This window comes from Vibrio sp. RW, assembly GCF_027587105.1.
Taxonomy (GTDB): domain Bacteria; phylum Pseudomonadota; class Gammaproteobacteria; order Enterobacterales; family Vibrionaceae; genus Vibrio; species Vibrio toranzoniae.
In genome coordinates this window covers 1-19,768 of record NZ_JAPPTM010000034.1, presented here as the reverse complement: position 1 = coordinate 19,768, position 19,768 = coordinate 1, and the positions used below count along the sequence as shown (strand labels likewise).

Here is a 19,768-nt window from a genome sequence, read left to right as displayed (position 1 = left end):
GGCGCGAATCTTATCTTCCAAATCGTGTTTAGTCAAAGGAAATGGCAAAAAAAATGTACTTTCCTGCCTTTCCTATTCAGAGCATTATGAATAGCAGGACAAGTTACGTTATCCTGAGATAAATGCTTCCTTGAATTGTAAATTAAAATGAGAAATTACCAACTAGTTTTAGCCTCTACATCACCATTTAGGCAAGAGGTCCTCGAAAAACTACGGTTAAGCTTCATTGCCGCTAAACCAGACTGCGATGAAACGCCGCTTTCAAATGAGACACCTCAACAGTTAGTGATGCGCCTTGCCGAGACCAAAGCTAAGTCTTGTGCTGTGGAGCAACCTAGCTTAGTCATCGGTTCTGATCAGGTTTGTGTGATTGACGGAGAGATCATTGGTAAGCCACACACTCGTGAAAAAGCAATTGAGCAGTTATCTCGTCAAAGCGGTAAAAGCATTACTTTCTATACAGGGATAACTGTATGGAACAGCGAAACCAATCAAGCCGACACTCGCTTAGATATGTTTGTTGTGCATTTCCGTGATTTAACCGAGCAACAGATCGTCTCTTATGTCGAGAAAGAAGAACCTTACTGGTGCGCAGGCAGCTTTAAGTGTGAAGGGTTAGGTATCGCTTTGTTCAAGCAAATGGAAGGCAAAGATCCGAACACGCTTATTGGTTTGCCTCTTATCGACTTAGTCGATATGCTTGAGGCACAAGGGATGAGCGTGCTTTAACGGGTATCAACCACCTCGACTGGAAGCTCCCTACTCCTTCCTTCGTCAGTTGAAAGACTAGCGAGTTGGGGAGAGCTTTTGCAACAGCACAAACAAAAAAGGTTGACGATATTCGTCAACCTTTGTCATTTTCAATCTCGTATCTTTTTAGATCTTACGTAATCCAGTCAGTGCTTTTTCAAGTCTTGCTTCCATTGGTGCAGAGATATCCATCTTCTCTTCGCTACCTGGGTGCGTGAACTTAATGTTTGCTGCGTGTAGGAACAAACGATCCAAACCAACCTTACCCGTGTAAGCATCAAAACGACGATCACCGTAGCGATCATCCCAAGCAATTGGGTGGCCAGTATATTGAGTATGTACACGGATTTGGTGTGTACGACCCGTAATTGGACTCGCTTGAACTAACGTCGCATCTTTGAATTTTTCTAAAACTCGAAAACGCGTCTCAGAAGCTTTACCGTTCGGGTTCACACGAACAATACTGTTCACTTCATTTTTCAACAATGGAGCGTTTACAACCTTACAGCTGTTCTTCCATTCGCCCATCACTAAAGCAAAGTAATATTTTTGAACCGTTTTTTCACGGAACTGTGCTTGAAGGTGTCTTAGCGCCGAGCGCTTCTTAGCAACAAGCAGAATGCCAGATGTATCTCTATCGATACGATGCACTAACTCTAGAAAACGAGCATCAGGACGAAGTGCACGCAATGCTTCGATTGCGCCAAACTTCAGCCCACTGCCACCATGAACAGCAGTGCCCGAAGGTTTGTTCAGAATCAGCATGTGATCATCTTCGTAAATGATGCACTGTTCTAATTCTGAAACCTTGTTGAGTTTCGTGCTTGGCACGTTCTCTTCGGTTTTCTCTTCAATCGTGACTGGCGGGATACGAACTAAATCGCCCGCTTTTAGTTTGTACTCTGCCTTGATGCGTTTTTTATTTACGCGGACTTCGCCTTTACGCACGATTCGGTAAATCATGCTTTTCGGGATGTTTTTTAATTGGTTGCGTAAGAAGTTATCAATACGCTGACCAGCCATATCTTCGTCAATGTCGACAAATTGGACTTGGGTTCTAATTTCGCTCATTGGGCTATTGTATCACTGTCACTTTTGATAATTGAGATTTTCTTAGCTCGATTCCGAACTTATTTATTCATAATCCCTACCGATCTATCCTCAAATGCTCGTTGAAGTTCTATATTTCTTTGATTCTTCGAACAAAAAAGCACCAGGATTCGTGCAAATTGAAATATCAGTAGATAAATTATTTATAGACAGTGAGTTAGAGCTATCAAAACCCAAACAAAAACTGTTTTTTTTACCGCATTACTACAAAGCAGATTGCTGTGTTTACCGACCACTGCTATAGTTCACAGCTGCTATCAATGGTTTGATTAATATTTAAACAGCCAACCATTCATAAGCAAGTAAATGAGTAGATAACTCAGATTAGACAGTGCAGCAACCGGCGTAAGACACGGTCAACTGAGCTCCTTATCGCTCTACTCACGTAAACTCATGTTGAGTATTCACCGCCACATCGCGGATCATAGGCTAACTCCCTATGATGACTGACGTGCCCCAGAGCATCCCTCTCCAGCCGGGAGGCTGCACCGATAAAGCCATGGGATCTGGCACCATGAGAAACGAAATAAAGCGATAAGAACAATGATGAAAATAAGAAAAGACAATGAGAATTTCTAAATGAAAAGAATGTTAATTAACGCAACTCAAAAAGAAGAGTTGCGTGTCGCTTTGGTTGATGGCCAGCGACTGTTCGATCTCGATATCGAAAGTCCAGGTCACGAGTCAAAAAAAGCGAATATCTACAAAGGACGTATTACCCGTATTGAGCCAAGCCTAGAAGCGGCATTTGTTGATTACGGCGCAGAACGTCACGGTTTCCTCCCTCTTAAAGAAATTGCCCGCGAATACTTCCCTGAAGGTTATACATACCAAGGCCGTCCTAGCATTAAAGAAGTGCTAAAAGAAGGCCAAGAAGTAATCGTACAAGTAGAGAAAGAAGAACGTGGTAGCAAAGGTGCTGCACTGACAACTTTCATCTCTTTGGCAGGTAGTTACTTAGTTCTTATGCCTAATAACCCTCGTGCTGGCGGTATTTCTCGTCGTATCGAAGGTGATGAACGCACTCAACTGAAAGCAGCATTAAGCACTCTTGAACTTCCTCAAGGTATGGGTTTAATCGTGCGTACAGCTGGTGTTGGCAAAAGCGCGGAAGAGTTAGAGTGGGACCTGAATGTGCTATTGAATCACTGGGGCGCTATCAAGCAAGCTTCTGATTCAAATGCAGCGCCTTTCCTAATCCACCAAGAAAGTAACGTTATTGTTCGCGCGATTCGTGACTACCTACGTCGTGATATTGGCGAGATTCTAATCGATAGCAATACAATTTTTGAACGTGCACAAGCGCACATTCAATTAATACGCCCAGATTTCATGAATCGCGTTAAGAAATACGATGGTGAAGTTCCACTATTCAGCCATTACCAGATTGAAAGCCAGATCGAATCTGCTTTCCAACGTGAAGTTCGCCTTCCATCTGGTGGTTCTATCGTAATCGACCCAACAGAAGCTCTGACTTCTATCGATATTAACTCTGCTCGTGCAACAAAGGGCGGCGATATTGAAGAAACAGCGCTAAACACCAACCTAGAAGCGGCCGATGAAATTGCACGTCAATTACGTCTACGTGACCTAGGTGGTCTTGTTGTAATCGACTTTATCGATATGACTCCGGTTCGCCACCAACGCGAAGTAGAAAGCCGTCTACGTGATGCCGTTCGTTTAGATCGCGCACGTGTTCAGATTGGTCGTATTTCTCGCTTTGGTCTTCTAGAGATGTCTCGCCAACGTTTGAGCCCATCACTAGCAGAAGCAAGCCACCACATTTGTCCTCGTTGTACAGGTACTGGTGTTGTTCGTGATAACGAATCTCTAGCACTGTCTGTTCTACGCCTGATTGAAGAAGAAGCGCTAAAAGACAACACTGCGCAAGTTCTTGCTGTAGTCCCTGTTCCTATCGCTTCTTACCTATTGAACGAGAAACGTCGCTCAGTAAATCACATCGAGAAGAACCAAGAAGTTAAGATCACTGTTGTACCTAACTCTGACATGGAAACACCGCATTTTGAGGTTATCCGTGTACGTGAAGGTGAAGAGTTCGATCTACTGTCTTACCTACTGCCTAACAAGCTAGAAGCTCTAAAAGAAGCGGAAAGCAAAGAACCAGCAGAACAGACTGTTCGTCCTAAAAAACTTGAAGAGCCAGCTCTGAAAGGTTTTGCAGCTCCAGCTCAATCAGCACCATCTCCATCTGCGGATCCAGCACCTAAAGCGGTAGAGAAGAAGAAAGCTGAGCCGGCAACGACTCAAGAACCAGGCCTGATTGGTCGTTTCTTCAAAGCTATCGGTAGCTTCCTCTTTAGCTCTGCAGATCAAGAAGAGAAGCAAGAAACACAAGAAGAGAAAAAAGAAGAAGAAAAACCTAAAAACAATCGAAACAACGGCAATCGTCAGCGCCGTGATCGTAACGATAACCGTCGTCGTAACCAACGTGGTGAACGTAGCGAGCGCGGTGACAATCGTAACGAAAACCGTGACAACAAACGTCGTCGTAAGCCAGCTCGTGACGAGAAGCCTGAAGAGCAGAAAGAAGCAGCTCCACAGCAAAATCGTCAGCCTCGTAAGCCTAAGCAAGATCGTCGTAACAAACCACGTGATGAGCATAAGCAACGCGAAGAGCAAGCGCCTTCTAAATTAGCAGAAGAAGGTCTACAGCTAGCGGCAGAAGCTCAAGCTGATAAACCAGAAGCGCCTAAGGCTAAGCCTGAAGCAAAAGCAGCTAAGATTAAAGAGCGTCGTCAGCGTCGTAAACTGAACAAACAAGTTCGTGTTAAAGACCAACAAGCTCAAGCTGAAGCGACAGAAAACGCTTCAAAAGAACAAGCTGTTGCAAAAGAGCAATCTGTTTCGAAAGAGCAATCAGTCGTTCAAGAGCAAAAAGTTGCAGAGCAAGTAGAAGCAACTCAAGCAAATGCTGAGCAAACTGAACAGGAAGAACCGAAGCAACGTCGTAACCGTCGTTCTCCACGTCACCTACGTGCAAGTGGTCAACGTCGTCGTCGCGGTCGTGATCGTCGCCCTAACCCATTCCGCCTACGTAAAGGTGGTGTAGCTTCTCCAGAGATGGCTATGGGTAAAGTGATGCCTCGCTTCATTCCAAAACCTCACCACAAACAGGCAAAACCTGAAGTGGCTGAAGTTCAAGTGGCTGTTGAAGAGCAAACATCTGTTCAAGAACAGCATGCCGCTCAAGAAACTGCATCACAAAGCAACGCAGCAATGGCAGGCGGCTTTGCATGCCCTGAACTGGCTATGGGCAAAGTGATTATCCGTCGCGAAGAAGCTGCTGTTGAAGCTCAAGTAGCTGAGACTCCTGCTGTAGTTGAAGAAGCTCCAGTTGTTGAAGCACAAAAAGTTGAAACGCTTAAAGCTGAAAGTGTGGAAGTTGAACAAGCTCCGGTTGAAACTGTGAAAGCAGAAGAAGTCGTAGTTGAAGCACCAGTTGTTGAAACTGCTGTCGTTGAACCAACAAAAGCAGTTGAAGCGCCTAAAGCTGAAAGTGTGAAAGTTGAAGAAGCTCCTGTGGTAGAAGCACCAGCTTCAGAAGCAACACCAAAAGTGGCAGTCGCTAAGAAACAAGCGGGTTCGCCAATGACTAAAGCTCCTGGTCCTCAAGAGATCAAAGAGATTGAAGTTGTTGCTGCTCCATTCCGTACTGAGCGCTTTGTACCGAAAGGTGCAGGCAGTCAATCAGCGTCAAACAAAGCTGGCGCAGGCATGACTAAGCCAAACTACTAGCGTTTACTGCTAAGTAATCACTAGAAAATCGAATCAAAGGCTGCTTATTAAAGCAGCCTTTTTCATATCTTCTAATTGAATAAAAATTAATAGATATATTACTCAAAGTTAGGTTCAACCTTGAACTTAATCACATTTTTGGGTAGCATTCGCGCACTTATCTTTTCGACACTTCGCTATTGCCGCTCTTTTCCATCACTGTTTGGCTACGCAATACACTCGTGTCGGGTACATCCATCTTAAGCATAGCTGAGCAAACATGTTCGAATTCCCACAATTTTCAAAGCACTCTGTAAAGAATGATGTGCTTTCAGGTCTTACAGTAGCCCTAGCTCTGGTACCTGAAGCCGTAGCATTCGCCTTTGTTGCAGGCGTTGACCCAATGGTTGGTCTATACGCTGCATTCATCGTAGGTTTAATTACTTCTGTCTTCGGCGGTCGTCCAGGTATGATTTCTGGCGCAACTGGCGCAATGGCTGTCGTAATGGTGAGCCTAGTAGCAACCCATGGCGTTCAATACCTATTTGCGGCAGTTATGCTAGCCGGCCTTCTGCAAATTGCAGCGGGTGTATTTAAGCTAGGTAAATTCATCCGTATCGTTCCGCACCCAGTAATGATTGGTTTCGTGAACGGCTTAGCGATCGTTATCTTCTTGGCGCAGCTTGGACAATTTAAGGCACCAGACGTAACAGGTGCACTAACTTGGTTACCAAGCGGTCAAATGACACTGATGTTAGGCCTTGTTGCACTGACTATGGCTATCATCCACTTCCTACCTAAACTAACAACAGCGGTACCATCTTCATTGGTTGCTATTGTGACGGTAACGGCTTTGGTTGTTGGCCTTGACCTAGAAACTCGTACTGTTGTTGATTTCTTACGCACTATGTCTGGTGACGAAGCAGCAACACTGGCGGGCTCTCTACCAACATTCTCTATTCCAGCAGTACCGTTTAGCCTAGAAACGCTATACATCATCCTACCATACGCCGTGATTCTTGCTGCGATTGGTCTAATTGAATCACTACTGACGCTAACCGTACTAGACGAAATGACAAACACTCGTGGTCAATCTAACCGAGAATGTGTTGGTCAAGGTATGGCAAACGTGACGTGTTCAGTATTTGGCGCGATGGGTGGTTGTGCGATGATCGGTCAATCGATGATCAACGTAAACTCAGGTGGTCGTGGTCGTCTTTCTGGTATCGTTGCTGCCGTTGCACTACTGATGTTCATCCTATTCGGCTCTGCGCTTATCGAAATGATTCCTCTAGCAGCACTAGTGGGTGTCATGTTTATGGTTGTTATCGGTACGTTTGAATGGGCAACCTTCAAGCTTGCACGTCGCGTACCTAAGCAAGACTTCTTCGTTATCGTTCTTGTTACGGTTGTAACTGTAATGACGGATCTTGCGGTTGCTGTATTTGTGGGTGTTATTGCCTCAGCACTGATGTTTGCATGGCAACATGCTAAGCATATTTACGCAGACACATCGGTAAACGGCAAAGGCTCTAAAGAGTACAAAGTTAATGGCCCAATCTTCTTTGGTTCAACGGCTAACTTCCTTGAGTTATTTGACGCATACAACGATCCACAAGATGTTATCGTTGATTTCGCAAACTCACGCGTTACTGACCATTCTGCTATTGAAGCGATTGATACGATTGCTGAGCGTTACGCAGCACAAGGTAAAACGCTTCACCTTCGCCACCTAAGCCAAGACTGCGTCACTATGCTACACAAAGCCGGTAGCTTGGTTGAAGCAAACGTTGCAGAAGATCCAATCTACAAAGTAATGTCTAAGTAATCTTAGCCATAGCTTAAAGCTAGATTTAAGGAGGCCGACATTGAATTGAATGCCGGCCTTTTTTATGTCTGTGAGTTACTGTGCACTCAGATGCTGAACATAACTTCGACATTAAATCGAACGCAGAATCGCTTCACTGGACTCTTCAATTAAATCCAAAACCAACTCAAAACCATTCCCTTCGCCATAATACGGATCGGGTATCTCTTGATACTGCGACTCGCCAAAACTCAAAAACAGCGCAATCTTGTATTGCAGATGAGCCGGGCACTGGCTCATTAAGTCATCTAAATTCGCCTTATCAGCCGCGAGTATTAGATCAAACTCTTCAAAGTCATTCATCATGACTTTGCGTGACGTAATACCTTCGAAACTGTAGCCTCGCTTCTCGCCTGCCGCCTTGGAGCGTGAGTCTGGCGGGTTTCCTTGATGAAAGCCAATCGTCCCCGCAGAGTCGACCGCAACATCAATATTAAGCTGTTGTGCTCTCTTTCTGAGTACCGCCTCACCTGTTGGCGAGCGACAAATATTCCCCATGCAAACCACGAGTATCTTTTTCATCCGTAATCACCTGTTCTTCCGATGGTTTTTGCTATCGTTAAGTTAGGCTATGATAGGCGCAATCACAACTTAAAAGGATTTGTTATGTCGACCGAAGACAACAAAGAACAACGTCATAAAGCAAGACAACAGAAAGTAAAAGAACAAGTCGATGCACGTGTGGCTGCTGCACAAGAGGTCAAAGGCCTCTTATTGGTGATCACTGGTAACGGTAAAGGTAAATCAACATCAGGCTTCGGCACCATTACACGCGCAGTGGGTCACGGTAAGAAGTGTGCCGTTGCTCAGTTTGTTAAAGGCACTTGGGATAACGGCGAAAAGAACGTTCTGCAAAAACTCGATGTAGAGTTCCAAGTCATGGGCACCGGTTTTACGTGGGAAACTCAAAACAAAGCTCAAGATATTGAAGCCGCACAGCGCGTATGGAAAGAGTGTCAACGCATGCTGGCTGACGAGTCGATTGATGTAATTCTGTTTGATGAGTTAACCTACATGGTAAGTTATGGCTACATTGAACTGGATGAAGTGGTAGAAGCGTTGAATAACCGTCCGAAGATGCAGTCTGTAATCATTACAGGCCGTGGTGCTCACCGTACTCTAACAGAGATGGCAGATACGGTATCTGAAGTTCGTAACGTGAAGCACGCTTTCGAATCTGGAGTTAAAGCGCTACAAGGCGTGGACTGGTAATCGTCTTACACCAGAGGTCCCCGACTCGGTCGATCGTCACTCCTAGAGTATTATAAGCCTCCAAACAAAAGCGCCATTCCTACAACAGGAATGGCGCTTCTTTTATATACGAGTTAAAAACGTTTAGTTAAACAAACCTTTCAACAAACCATCTACCGCTTCTTTGGTTTTTTCATCTTTAATCTTATCTGTTAGCTTTTCTACACCACGGTCAACTTCTTTTTGTGCTTTTTGTTTCAGTACATCATCAAAAACAAGCGCGAATTTCGGATCAGCCCACTGGCCAGTCACCTTTATTGGGATAGTGACATCTTTCAGATCATCAATACTCTTACCGCCCTGACCTTCAAGCGAACCCACTATCGATGTACGAACAAGAAAGTCGACCGTTTCATTAATGAAGTTCGCTTTACCTTGGCCAGTAACGCGCAGTAGTGGCGACTGTGCCGACAAGTCGTTCGTTGATACCCAACCTTTGTCGACTTTCAGCGTCGCTTTCATTGCACTGAAATCCGTTTTCTGAGCCTCTCCTTTGCTTTCGACTTTTTCGCCTTTGATCTTAGCGTAGTTTTCTCGAATCAGTTGAGCAACGTTGATGCCATTTACCGCACCATCTTCAAAGTTAATCACGATTGTGCCAACTAAGTTTTTCTTAATACCAGTCGGAGTCAGGCTTTTACCTTTAATGTTGACATCAATATTACCGGTACCTTCCAGCATATCGTTGTTCGCAACGTCCACCAGTAAAGGCTGAACCTTCACGCCTTTAATTTTCTTGTTAGCCGTGTAAGTCGCCGGTGTTTTACGTGCGTCTAACTTAGCTGTCGCAGAAATAGAGCCTTGGTAAAGGTTTGATGTGAATGAGGTTAGCTCTGCGATACCACGGTTAACCGAAAATGCTGTTTTAACATTCTGCATTTTCGCATTGCTCGCCTTGAACTTATCAATCGTGATATCACCTTTCACGTCTAACGTTTTCAACGCAGACAGATCAGGTTCTACTTCTTTCGCTGGTGCAGAGCTAACTGAGTTTGACGTTGAACCAGCAGCAGAACCAGAAGGAGCCGTGCTCTCCGTTTCTGGCGTATTACCTAAGCCCAAGAACTCATCAAGGTCGATGTTCGGGCTATGAAGAGAGAAACGAATCTTTGGAATTTCAGACAGGGTTACGTCTGCTTTACCGTCTAACGCGATAGCGTTAGCTTGTAGCTTCTCTAACACGAAGCTCAAATGACTCTTAGTTAGGTCAAAGCTCAAATCAGACAACATATCGACTTTCATTGGTGACTGAGGAAGCGTGTCACCTTTGAATGTTGAGTCTAGCGTTAGCTTATTCAGTGTCACTTTTGAAATCGCGCTATCGACGGTTAGTTCACCGCTACCTTTCAGGTCGAGATCAAGACCAGCCGCTTTACCTACCACCGCGTAAGTCAGTTGGCTTACCTTATCGAACTCAAATGTATCTAAACCAATTTTTGCGGAGTCAATTGATGTAGCAGGGTCATTAAACTTGGCGTTTAGATCAATATTGCGTAGCGCGTAACTAGCGAAGCCTTCCGCTAGTTTAAATTCAGCACTGCCGTTTGCAGAGAATTTCTGTTGGTTATTTTCGCCAGAAGCGGCAAAAGTTGCGGTTGTCCATGTATCTACGGCGAACTCCGATAAATTCAAAGACACATCGTATAACTTAGTGAATGAACCGGCTTGCTTGTCGTCCATTTCAAACAGTGCGTTTGAGATGGTGACACCTGCAAGATTGATCGTCCAATTAGAAGCTTCAGCCGCACTTTTTTCTTGAGGTACTGAGGCTGACTCAGCCGTTGTATCTGCTACCGGCTCTGACTCTTGAGGTGCTGCCGCTTGTGTTAGTGCATCGATATTCTTACGGCCATCTTTAAGCGTTTCCAAATAGAACTCTGCGCCGTCTAGAGTAATGTTGCCAATCTCTAATTGATTGCTAAATAACGGAGTAACCGAAACATCAACGCCAACGGTATCAACCTTAAATAAGTTCGGTTGGGTAAACCCTTCAGGATTACGTAATTCAGTTTGACCAAGTTCAAAGCCAATCGATGGGAAAAATTGCCAGCTGATATCGCCCTCGATCACTAGCTCTAGGCCGGTGTGTTTCTGGGCTTGTTCGACAATTAATGGCTTAAATTGGTTAGGATTCACTAACAACACTAGTGCCAGAACTGCTGCAATGACAACAAATACTGGTACGGCTACGAAAATGAGTAGTTTCTTCATCCGCATATTCCTTGCTTAGATTCCAAAAAGAAAGTGGCACTATAAAAGTGCCACTGATTCGGTAAAAAATAAAGCTAAGTGAGTCACTTAGGCTAAAGTTTTATTCGATTAAGACTTCAACAACTTCGCAATGTGTGCTTTTAACACATCAATCGCAATACGATTTTTACCACCACGAGGAACGATGATGTCTGCATGTTGTTTCGAAGGCTCGATAAACTGCATGAACATTGGACGCACTGTTTTTTGATATTGTTTAAGTACAGTATCCATTGTACGTCCACGCTCTTCTACATCACGTTTAACACGACGCAATAAACAGATGTCTAACGGTGTATCCATAAAAACACTTGCGTGCATTAGGTTACGAAGACGCGGGTCTGTTAATAGCAGAATACCTTCTAAAATGATCACTTTCTTAGGTGTAAGTGTAGTCGTTTCAGAAGTACGTGTGTGCTCAGTGTAACTGTATTCAGGAACTTCTACGGCATTGCCACTCATTAGCTGCTGTAGATGTTCACATAAAAGATCATGATCTAATGCATTTGGGTGATCGTAGTTAGTTTTAACACGCTCTTCCATACTCAAGTGACTTTGGTCGCTGTAATAGCAATCTTCCGTGATAACACCAATTTGATGGTCGCCTACTTTTTCGCGCAGCTCATTATAAATCGTACTAGCAATCAGACTTTTTCCTGAAGCTGAAGCGCCAGCGATACCTACGATGACACATTGATTATTATCAGACATTAATTTTGCACCCGATATGGTTTGGTGGTGGGAATAGATAAACCGCCTGATTATAGGGGCTAAACAACATAGATTCTAGTCGCCATTCTAGCTAATTGCAGTCAAATTGATGATATCAATGCATTTCATGAATACAACCGTTTGCTTTCAAACAGCTCCCTTATCACTATTTGAGCACCCCAATGATTATTTGTCCAACTTCAAACAGCTATGTTGGTAACCTAGATACTTTTTGCATTGATCTGCGCTATTCAACCATCGAAAAGTTAATCGCTTCTGGTCTCGCTTTTCCCGTCCAGAACATTTTCGCAGCGATATTTTCAGCAAGTTCTAGATAGTGACGCGTATGCTCACTATCTGGACGACGTATTACCGTCGGGCAACCTGCGTCAATGTCTTCTCTCACATCAATATGCAATGGAATTTGCGCCAAGATATCGAGGTGAAACTCTTCTGACATCGCTTCTGCGCCACCAGCACCAAAGATATGCTCTTTCTCACCACAGTGACTACAGATATGGTAGCTCATATTTTCTACTAGTCCTGCTACTGGCACACTTACTTTATCAAACATAGCGACACCTTTACGTGCGTCTGCTAATGCCAAATCTTGCGGCGTAGTCACCACAACGGCCCCTGTCACAGGAATCTGTTGTGACAATGTTAACTGAATATCCCCCGTGCCCGGTGGCATGTCGATAACTAGGTAATCCAACTCTGGCCATACCGTTTCATTAACAAGTTGGCCTAATGCCTTGGCCGCCATTGGACCACGCCAAATGGCAGCATCATCTTTCGATACAAGGTAACCAATGGAGTGAGTGAAAATACCGTGCACCTCAATTGGCATCATCCACTTGTTATTTTGAACTTCTGGTTTCGCGTCTAATTGGCCAAGCATCATCGGCACAGAAGGGCCATAGATATCTGCATCCAATAAACCCACTTTTGAACCAGACTTAGATAAAGCCAAAGCAAGGTTGACTGAAGTCGTCGATTTACCCACCCCACCCTTTGCAGATGTCACGGCAATGATGTTCTTCACGCCCTTCAATGGTGTCGCAACCGTGGTTTCTAACGCAGATGGCTTCACCTTCACTTGAAATTGGAAAGTACTCACAAGCTTTTGCTCAATCTGGGCATTAATCCAATCTTCAAGATCAACAGCAAGCTGATTGGCAGCGAAAGGCAATGTAATAACAAATGATCCACGGGGATCAACAGAGACGATATTTTGGTGTAACGCCCACTCAGGAATGAGGATAGGTGACTCGAACTCATTCAACCATGAACAGAAATCTTGCTTAGAAGTAAAGTTACGCATTGGAGCTCCTTTTTTATTTATGCTATCACCCACGAGATAAAGACTGAACCCCTAAAAAACTAAGGGAATCCTGTATCTGACTCCTTGGCGTAACACACGTTATAAAGTAGTATTACCCATCAAATTTATACCTATCAATAAAAGCGAATATTAAGTATGGCAAACGATCCAAGAACTCTTGATCCAAGGAAATTACTGGTTACTTGTGCCCTTCCGTACGCTAACGGTTCGATTCACCTAGGTCACATGCTTGAGCACATCCAAGCTGACATCTGGGTTCGTTACCAACGCCTGCGTGGCAACACTGTAAACTTCATCTGTGCTGACGATGCCCACGGCACACCAATCATGCTTAAAGCACAACAGATGGGTATTACACCAGAAGAGATGATCGCTGCAGTAAGTGAAGAGCACCAACAAGACTTCGCTGGCTTCGATATTAGCTTTGATAACTACCACAGCACACACAGCGAAGAGAACCGTGAACTGGCTTCTCACATCTACCTAGAACTTAAAAAGAACGGCTTTATTTCTAGCCGCACTATTTCTCAGCTTTTCGATCCTGAGAAAGAGATGTTCCTACCAGACCGCTTCGTAAAAGGTACTTGCCCTAAGTGTAAGTCAGAAGACCAGTACGGTGATAACTGTGATAACTGTGGTGAGACATACAGCCCAACTGAACTGATTAACCCTAAATCAGCGGTTTCTGGTGCAACTCCAGTAATGAAAGACTCTGAGCACTTCTTCTTCGACCTACCTCAGTTCGAAAGCATGCTTAAAGAGTGGACTCGTTCTGGCTCTCTACAGAATGAAACTGCAAACAAAATGCAGGAATGGTTTGAGTCAGGCTTGCAACAGTGGGACATCTCTCGCGACTCACCTTACTTCGGTTTTGAAATCCCAGGCGAGAAAGATAAATTCTTCTACGTATGGCTAGATGCTCCTATCGGTTACATGGGCTCATTCAAAAACCTTTGTGACAAGCGCGATGACCTAGACTTCGACGAATACTGGAAGAAAGACAGCACAGCTGAACTTTACCACTTCATCGGTAAAGACATCGTTTACTTCCACAGCCTATTCTGGCCAGCAATGCTAGACGGCGCGGGCTTCCGTAAGCCAAACAACGTATTTGTGCACGGCTACGTAACGGTTAACGGCGCGAAGATGTCTAAATCTAAAGGCACATTCATTAAAGCAAGCACGTATCTAAACCACCTAGACCCAGAGTGTCTACGTTACTACTACGCAGCTAAGCTAAACAGCCGTATCGATGATTTAGACCTTAACCTTGAAGACTTCACTCAACGTGTAAACGCTGATGTCGTAAACAAGATCGTTAACCTAGCTTCTCGTAACGCTGGCTTCATCACTAAGCATTTTGAAGGCAAGCTTTCTGCTGAATTTGCAGAACCAGAACTTTACAATGAATTCGTTGCTGCTGCTGAGCGTATCGGTGAGCTATACGAAACTCGTGAGTTCAGCCGCGCTATCCGTGAAATTACTGCACTAGCAGACAAAGCTAACCAGTACATCGATGAGAAAGCACCTTGGGTTCTTGCAAAAGAAGAAGGCAAAGAGAAAGAGCTTCAAGAAGTTTCTTCTGTCGGTATTAACCTATTCCGCGTACTAATGGCTTACCTGAAACCAGTGATGCCTGAGCTTGCGGCTCGCACCGAAGCTTTCCTAAACGAAGAGCTAACGTGGGAAAGTATTACAGCGCCGCTAACTGATCACGAAATCACTAAGTTCAAAGCGCTATTTAGCCGCATTGATCCGAAGAAAGTGGAAGCCATGATCGAGTCTTCTAAAGAAGATGCAGCCGCAGAAGCAGCTGCGAAAGAAAAAGCAGAAGCTGAAAAAGAGCAAGCCAACCAAACTGAGCTAGACAAAGAACCAATCGCAGACGAGATTGAGTTCGATGCCTTTGCTGCAGTCGATATGCGTATTGCTCGTATCATCTCTTGTGAAGAAGTACCGAAAGCGAACAAACTACTGAAGTTCCAACTGGACATCGGTGGTGAGACCCGCCAAGTATTCTCTGGTATCAAATCAGCATACAAACCTGAAGAGCTAGAAGGCAAGCTAACCGTAATGGTGGCAAACCTTAAACCTCGTAAGATGAAGTTTGGTATGTCGGAAGGCATGATCCTAGCGGCGGGCCCTGGCGGCAGCGACCTATGGATCCTTGAGCCACACGAGGGTGCTCAACCTGGTATGCGTGTAATGTAATTCTGACTTCTGTCAGATAAAAAACACTCATAGCAAAATCCCTAATGTACTTTTAGCTTGAAAGAGCTAACCAGCATTGGGGATTTTTTATATCTACCGAAAATAAGCGTTCTCTGTTAGAGTCGCCATCAACTATGCTAAGTAAAGTATGAAACGGTTTATCAATGGCAATGCGCCGTTTGAATCCACTTTACTCTCTAAACCTTTTTAGGACACCTCAGTGACTAACAATGAAATCTTGCGTCGTATTCAGCACGCACTAAACCTTAAAAATGCACAAATCATCAAAGCTATCGAGCAAGCTGATGTGACTGTTGCTCATGACCAAGTGATTAACTGGCTGAAAGACGATAACGACAAGTCATGCTCTAAAATGAAAGATAAAGAGCTAGCGGTATTCCTGAATGGTTTCATCAACCTGAAGCGTGGCAAAAAAGAAGGTGCTCAGCCTAAACCTGAGGTAGCACTGACAAACAACATGATTTTCATGAAGCTACGTATTGCGTTAAACATGAAAGCAGAAGATGTGCTAGACGTGTTAGAAGTCGTCGGCATTAGCTTGAGCAAGCACGAGATTGGTGCGTACTTCCGTAAGCCAGAAAACAAAAACTACAAGATATGTGAAGACCAACTACTTTGTGATTTTCTAAATGGCGTCCAATTTACGAATCGCCCGGATTCAGAAGAGTTTGTAGCTTAAGTTACTAGCATCCACTCTTCAGAAATACAAAAGCGGCGAGATAATCAAATTATCTCGCCGCTTTTTCGTTTTCTTTATGTCACTTACCGGATTAACTATCGTCTTCAGTGAAGTTAGTTGGCAACGTTGTTTTCATTTCATTCCAAACCTGCGCGCTTGCGATACCGTAATTACGGATCACCAGTGGCAAGTTTTCTCGTTGACCACTCTCACAAATAACGAATAACTCTTTATAGAAGTTTATCGCCAAACGTCGAGCTTCTGGGTTGGAGAAGTAGTAACTACCAATGCGGTCATAGAATTTACGTACTCCGTTGAAAATCAAACCATAAATTTGATTACCGGAGTGGAACGCCAAACGTTGAAAAAGCATGTAGTCATAGAAGTTGAAAGTCTTCGCGATTAAGATCGTCTGACGTTTCGCTTCATCTTTCTCTGAATCTTCTTTGACTGCTTGCTTAATCTTGTCGGCGTATGGTGAGGATTCTAAGAACTCATCCCATGTAGGTGCCGCAAGTAGCGCTTCACAAGATTCAATCACGTTGCTAATAGTACGCTCTGAAGCTTCTTTGTTTACTTTGAATGCATAACGCATAAAGATTGGGCTGATATTGGTACGCGCAGCGAGTAAGTCTTCGACCATTTTACTTGCGTTATCAACATCCAACGTCATTAACGTATCGAGAATATGGAGACCAGAAGTCTCCATAAACTGGTTTACTTTGGTTGGTTTGCCGTGTTGGATTGTCAACCAACCATCACGAGCAAGACGCTGAAGCACTTCACGAAGCGTGGTGCGTGTTACACCAATCAGTTCAGAAAGCTCACGCTCAGCGGGTAAGATAGAGCCAGGAGCAAAACGGCCATTCCAAATACTTTCAATGATATACTTTTCTGCAAAACCTGCCGGGCTCTTCGCCTTAATGACCATCTACACTTCAATCCAATTAAATTATTCTGTTCTAATTTACTCATCATACCACTAGTCACACCTAGCGGAAACACCCTCAAAAACTTAACTCACTCATATCAAGCAATAGAGTTAAAACTCTAAAGATAAACACACGTTTGCACCCAAGCTTTAGAAAGCAAGTGACTATAAACAACCATTCCAACAATTCATTAACACAACAAAAATTCTTTAAAATCAATGATATTGGTCATAATTTAAGAACCATTAAATTGCAATATTAAGTTGTAAAAATCACACATAAACCGCCTTTATTCTGTGATTTTCAATCATTTCGATTAAATATTGATTCTAGTCGGTTTTTATTAAATTTTAAGTGATATGCTCGCACTACTTTGATCGCGTTTCTCAACAAAAAAGTGGTATTTTTAGCACTACAGAACTTTTCCTGTTGACTAAATGTTATCTAAGAGTAGAGTTTCGCTCAAAAATAAGCAGTGCTTGAGTTTCTAAGGGAGTGACTTGGCAAGACCACAGAACGTTACATGGAATGTAGTTTTTCTAAGTCACTGTTAGCTATAGTTTTTAATGATTTCTATAGCTCGATTTTCAAAATGTTGTATTGCTTGTCTATTCATAATCAACATAAAAGAGTATTAACATGCCGATGTCTCTCGGAAACGCTTTTATCAAGAACTTCCTTGGTAAAGCTCCTGATTGGTATAAACTTGCCATCATTTCCTTTTTAATCATCAATCCATTTGTTTTTTTCCTAGTTGACCCATTTGTTGCGGGCTGGCTATTAGTGGTTGAGTTTATTTTCACTTTAGCAATGGCTTTGAAATGCTATCCTCTTCAACCCGGAGGTTTACTGGCGATTCAAGCGGTCGCCATAGGCATGACCAAACCTGAAATGGTCTACCACGAGCTACAAGCTAACCTTCCTGTATTACTCTTGTTGGTATTCATGGTTGCTGGCATCTACTTCATGAAAGAACTGCTTTTGTTCATTTTCACGAAGATACTGCTCGGTATCCAATCTAAAATTCTGCTTTCTGTTGCTTTCTGTATCGCTGCCGCTTTTTTATCGGCATTCCTAGATGCGCTAACAGTAATTGCCGTTGTGATCAGTGTTGCGGTTGGCTTCTATTCTATCTACCACAAAGTGGCATCAGGCAAAGGCTCAACGTCTGCACACGATCATACTCATGATGAAGAGATCTCTGAGCTAACTCGTGATGACTTAGAAAACTACCGGGCCTTCTTACGTTCACTACTCATGCATGCAGGCGTGGGCACGGCACTAGGTGGTGTCATGACCATGGTCGGTGAACCACAGAACTTAGTGATTGCTAAGCAAGCGAGTTGGGAGTTTGGTGAGTTTATCATCCGTATGCTGCCAGTCACGCTGCCCGTATTCATCTGCGGTATTCTAACTTGCGCACTTGTAGAGAAATTCAAAGTGTTTGGCTATGGAGCCAAACTACCAAATAACGTTCGCCAAATCTTGGTCGAGTTCGACAATAAAGAACGAGCAAATCGTACCAAGCAAGACGTAGCAAAACTATGGGTTCAAGGTGCAATCGCAGTTTGGCTTATTGTTGGCCTTGCGCTTCACGTTGCTGAAGTGGGTTTGATTGGGCTTTCAGTTATCATCCTGGCAACGGCATTTACTGGCGTTATCGAAGAGCACTCAATGGGTAAAGCGTTTGAGGAAGCACTGCCATTCACCGCTCTGTTAGCTGTTTTCTTCTGCATCGTTGCAGTAATCATCGACCAATCATTATTTAAGCCTGTGATTGATGCTGTACTTCACGTTGAAGATAAAGGTGCTCAACTCGCACTATTCTATGTGGCCAACGGTATCTTATCGATGGTTTCAGATAACGTATTCGTAGGTACGGTTTACATTAACGAAGTGAAAACAGCGCTTATTGAAGGTATCATCACTCGTGACCAATTCGACCTACTCGCAGTGGCGATCAACACGGGTACTAACCTACCTTCGGTTGCAACGCCAAACGGTCAGGCAGCATTCTTGTTCCTATTAACATCAGCACTGGCTCCGTTAATTAGACTATCTTACGGGCGCATGGTTATCATGGCACTGCCTTACACAATCGTTTTGGCACTGGTTGGCCTAGCAGGCATCGTGTTCTTGGTAGAGCCGATGACAGCATGGTTCTACGATGCTGGTTGGATCATTCATCGAGCAGGTGAAGTAGTTGCCCCCGTTATCTCTGGTGGTCATTAAGCTAAACACTGTGTCGCAAACCACAATAAGTATAACTAACTAATCAAAAATATTCGTTGATTAGGAAACTTATCCAAGATAAAAAGCTCTGAGTATTCAGAGCTTTTTTATTTTATAGACAGGGTTAAATTCGTGAACTTTTTTATAATGCTCAAAGACTTCTCTAAGGGACGTTTATCTTGGCTTTTATTGCTGGCTTTTATTGTATTTTTTGAGGCGTGCGCTCTTTTTTTCCAGCATGTGATGATGCTTGGCCCTTGCGTGATGTGTATCTATGAACGCGTTGCTATGCTCGCAATTGGTGTTGCAGCCCTCATTGGTGCAATTGCTCCGAACAATCCAATATCGCGCTGGTTGGGCCTAGCGGGTTGGGGATTTGGCGCATACAAAGGTTTGACACTGGCTTTAGAACACGTTGACTATCAGTTTAATCCGTCTCCTTTCGCAACCTGTGACTTATTCGTGACCTTCCCTAGCTGGGCACCTTTAAACCAATGGGCTCCGTGGATGTTTGAGGCTTACGGAGACTGCAGTAAAGTGGTGTGGCAGTTCTTAGAACTTTCAATGCCACAATGGCTCGTGATTGTCTTTGCGGGTAACTTGGTTGCTTTCGGTTTTGTAGTCATTTCTCAATTTGTTAGATCAAAGAATGACTAACATTTAGCTCATCATGT

General features: G+C 43.8%; 14 protein-coding genes. 8 read left to right on the top strand and 6 right to left on the bottom strand.

Annotation, left to right across the window (positions count from 1 at the left end):
- Positions 1-147: 147 nt before the first annotated feature.
- Positions 148-729 (top strand): Maf family protein, encoded by a 582-nt coding sequence (locus OCT63_RS19160; RefSeq protein ID WP_161686003.1) that lies wholly within the window; start codon positions 148-150, stop codon positions 727-729.
- A gap of 147 nt (positions 730-876) precedes the next feature.
- Here the strand turns inward: OCT63_RS19160 and rluC are convergent, their stop codons facing one another.
- Positions 877-1,821 (bottom strand): 23S rRNA pseudouridine(955/2504/2580) synthase RluC, encoded by a 945-nt coding sequence (gene rluC, locus OCT63_RS19155; protein WP_048659718.1) that lies wholly within the window; start codon positions 1,819-1,821, stop codon positions 877-879.
- Positions 1,822-2,439: 618 nt separating this feature from the next.
- On the opposite strand from rluC, the gene rne reads away from it, so the two are divergent.
- Positions 2,440-5,616: a ribonuclease E gene (gene rne / locus OCT63_RS19150; RefSeq protein WP_269984346.1), complete on the top strand. Its 3,177-nt coding sequence runs from the start codon at positions 2,440-2,442 to the stop codon at positions 5,614-5,616.
- A gap of 259 nt (positions 5,617-5,875) precedes the next feature.
- Positions 5,876-7,423 (top strand): SulP family inorganic anion transporter, encoded by a 1,548-nt coding sequence (locus OCT63_RS19145; RefSeq protein ID WP_060467354.1) that lies wholly within the window; start codon positions 5,876-5,878, stop codon positions 7,421-7,423.
- Positions 7,424-7,534: 111 nt separating this feature from the next.
- Here the strand turns inward: OCT63_RS19145 and OCT63_RS19140 are convergent, their stop codons facing one another.
- On the bottom strand, positions 7,535-7,984 hold the full coding sequence (locus OCT63_RS19140; RefSeq protein ID WP_269984345.1) for a low molecular weight protein-tyrosine-phosphatase: 450 nt from the start codon (positions 7,982-7,984) through the stop codon (positions 7,535-7,537).
- Between the two features lie 84 nt (positions 7,985-8,068).
- On the opposite strand from OCT63_RS19140, the gene cobO reads away from it, so the two are divergent.
- The gene (gene cobO / locus OCT63_RS19135; RefSeq protein ID WP_017054977.1) at positions 8,069-8,674 is read left to right on the top strand and encodes a cob(I)yrinic acid a,c-diamide adenosyltransferase; all 606 of its coding nucleotides are present in this window, start codon (positions 8,069-8,071) and stop codon (positions 8,672-8,674) included.
- 123 nt (positions 8,675-8,797) lie between these two features.
- Here the strand turns inward: cobO and OCT63_RS19130 are convergent, their stop codons facing one another.
- The 3 genes from OCT63_RS19130 to apbC all read right to left on the bottom strand — a co-directional run bounded on the left by OCT63_RS19130 (position 8,798) and on the right by apbC (position 12,998).
- A complete protein-coding gene (locus OCT63_RS19130) occupies positions 8,798-10,924 on the bottom strand; it encodes an AsmA family protein (RefSeq protein WP_269984344.1) in 2,127 nt (708 codons plus the stop codon).
- A 108-nt stretch (positions 10,925-11,032) separates the two neighbouring features.
- Positions 11,033-11,674, bottom strand: coding sequence for a uridine kinase (gene udk, locus OCT63_RS19125; protein WP_017054975.1), 642 nt, complete (start codon positions 11,672-11,674; stop codon positions 11,033-11,035).
- A gap of 247 nt (positions 11,675-11,921) precedes the next feature.
- Positions 11,922-12,998, bottom strand: coding sequence for an iron-sulfur cluster carrier protein ApbC (apbC, locus tag OCT63_RS19120; protein WP_060467351.1), 1,077 nt, complete (start codon positions 12,996-12,998; stop codon positions 11,922-11,924).
- A 156-nt stretch (positions 12,999-13,154) separates the two neighbouring features.
- Here apbC and metG point away from each other — a divergent pair, with 156 nt between their 5' ends.
- The gene (metG, locus tag OCT63_RS19115; protein ID WP_269984343.1) at positions 13,155-15,230 is read left to right on the top strand and encodes a methionine--tRNA ligase; all 2,076 of its coding nucleotides are present in this window, start codon (positions 13,155-13,157) and stop codon (positions 15,228-15,230) included.
- A 220-nt stretch (positions 15,231-15,450) separates the two neighbouring features.
- Positions 15,451-15,930, top strand: a complete 480-nt coding sequence (locus tag OCT63_RS19110) for a DUF1456 family protein (RefSeq protein WP_060467349.1) — start codon at positions 15,451-15,453, stop codon at positions 15,928-15,930.
- A 91-nt stretch (positions 15,931-16,021) separates the two neighbouring features.
- On the opposite strand, the gene fadR is transcribed toward OCT63_RS19110, so the two are convergent.
- Positions 16,022-16,861 (bottom strand): fatty acid metabolism transcriptional regulator FadR, encoded by an 840-nt coding sequence (gene fadR / locus OCT63_RS19105; protein WP_060467348.1) that lies wholly within the window; start codon positions 16,859-16,861, stop codon positions 16,022-16,024.
- Between the two features lie 640 nt (positions 16,862-17,501).
- Between fadR and nhaB the strand changes: the two genes are divergently transcribed.
- Both nhaB and dsbB read left to right on the top strand, forming a co-directional pair.
- The gene (nhaB, locus tag OCT63_RS19100; protein WP_060467347.1) at positions 17,502-19,094 is read left to right on the top strand and encodes a Na(+)/H(+) antiporter NhaB; all 1,593 of its coding nucleotides are present in this window, start codon (positions 17,502-17,504) and stop codon (positions 19,092-19,094) included.
- Between the two features lie 147 nt (positions 19,095-19,241).
- Positions 19,242-19,751: a disulfide bond formation protein DsbB gene (dsbB, locus tag OCT63_RS19095; RefSeq protein ID WP_060467346.1), complete on the top strand. Its 510-nt coding sequence runs from the start codon at positions 19,242-19,244 to the stop codon at positions 19,749-19,751.
- Positions 19,752-19,768: the final 17 nt, after the last annotated feature.

Excerpts from the sequence above, each read along its gene's own strand:
- dsbB (WP_060467346.1), top strand. The coding sequence starts at position 19,242 with ATGCTCAAAGACTTCTCTAAGGGACGTTTATCTTGGCTTTTATTGCTG.
- metG (WP_269984343.1), top strand. The coding sequence starts at position 13,155 with ATGGCAAACGATCCAAGAACTCTTGATCCAAGGAAATTACTGGTTACT.
- fadR (WP_060467348.1), bottom strand. The coding sequence starts at position 16,861 with ATGGTCATTAAGGCGAAGAGCCCGGCAGGTTTTGCAGAAAAGTATATC.
- cobO (WP_017054977.1), top strand. The coding sequence starts at position 8,069 with ATGTCGACCGAAGACAACAAAGAACAACGTCATAAAGCAAGACAACAG.
- OCT63_RS19140 (WP_269984345.1), bottom strand. The coding sequence starts at position 7,984 with ATGAAAAAGATACTCGTGGTTTGCATGGGGAATATTTGTCGCTCGCCA.
- udk (WP_017054975.1), bottom strand. The coding sequence starts at position 11,674 with ATGTCTGATAATAATCAATGTGTCATCGTAGGTATCGCTGGCGCTTCA.
- OCT63_RS19145 (WP_060467354.1), top strand. The coding sequence starts at position 5,876 with ATGTTCGAATTCCCACAATTTTCAAAGCACTCTGTAAAGAATGATGTG.
- nhaB (WP_060467347.1), top strand. The coding sequence starts at position 17,502 with ATGCCGATGTCTCTCGGAAACGCTTTTATCAAGAACTTCCTTGGTAAA.
- OCT63_RS19160 (WP_161686003.1), top strand. The coding sequence starts at position 148 with ATGAGAAATTACCAACTAGTTTTAGCCTCTACATCACCATTTAGGCAA.
- OCT63_RS19130 (WP_269984344.1), bottom strand. The coding sequence starts at position 10,924 with ATGAAGAAACTACTCATTTTCGTAGCCGTACCAGTATTTGTTGTCATT.
- rne (WP_269984346.1), top strand. The coding sequence starts at position 2,440 with ATGAAAAGAATGTTAATTAACGCAACTCAAAAAGAAGAGTTGCGTGTC.
- apbC (WP_060467351.1), bottom strand. The coding sequence starts at position 12,998 with ATGCGTAACTTTACTTCTAAGCAAGATTTCTGTTCATGGTTGAATGAG.
- rluC (WP_048659718.1), bottom strand. The coding sequence starts at position 1,821 with ATGAGCGAAATTAGAACCCAAGTCCAATTTGTCGACATTGACGAAGAT.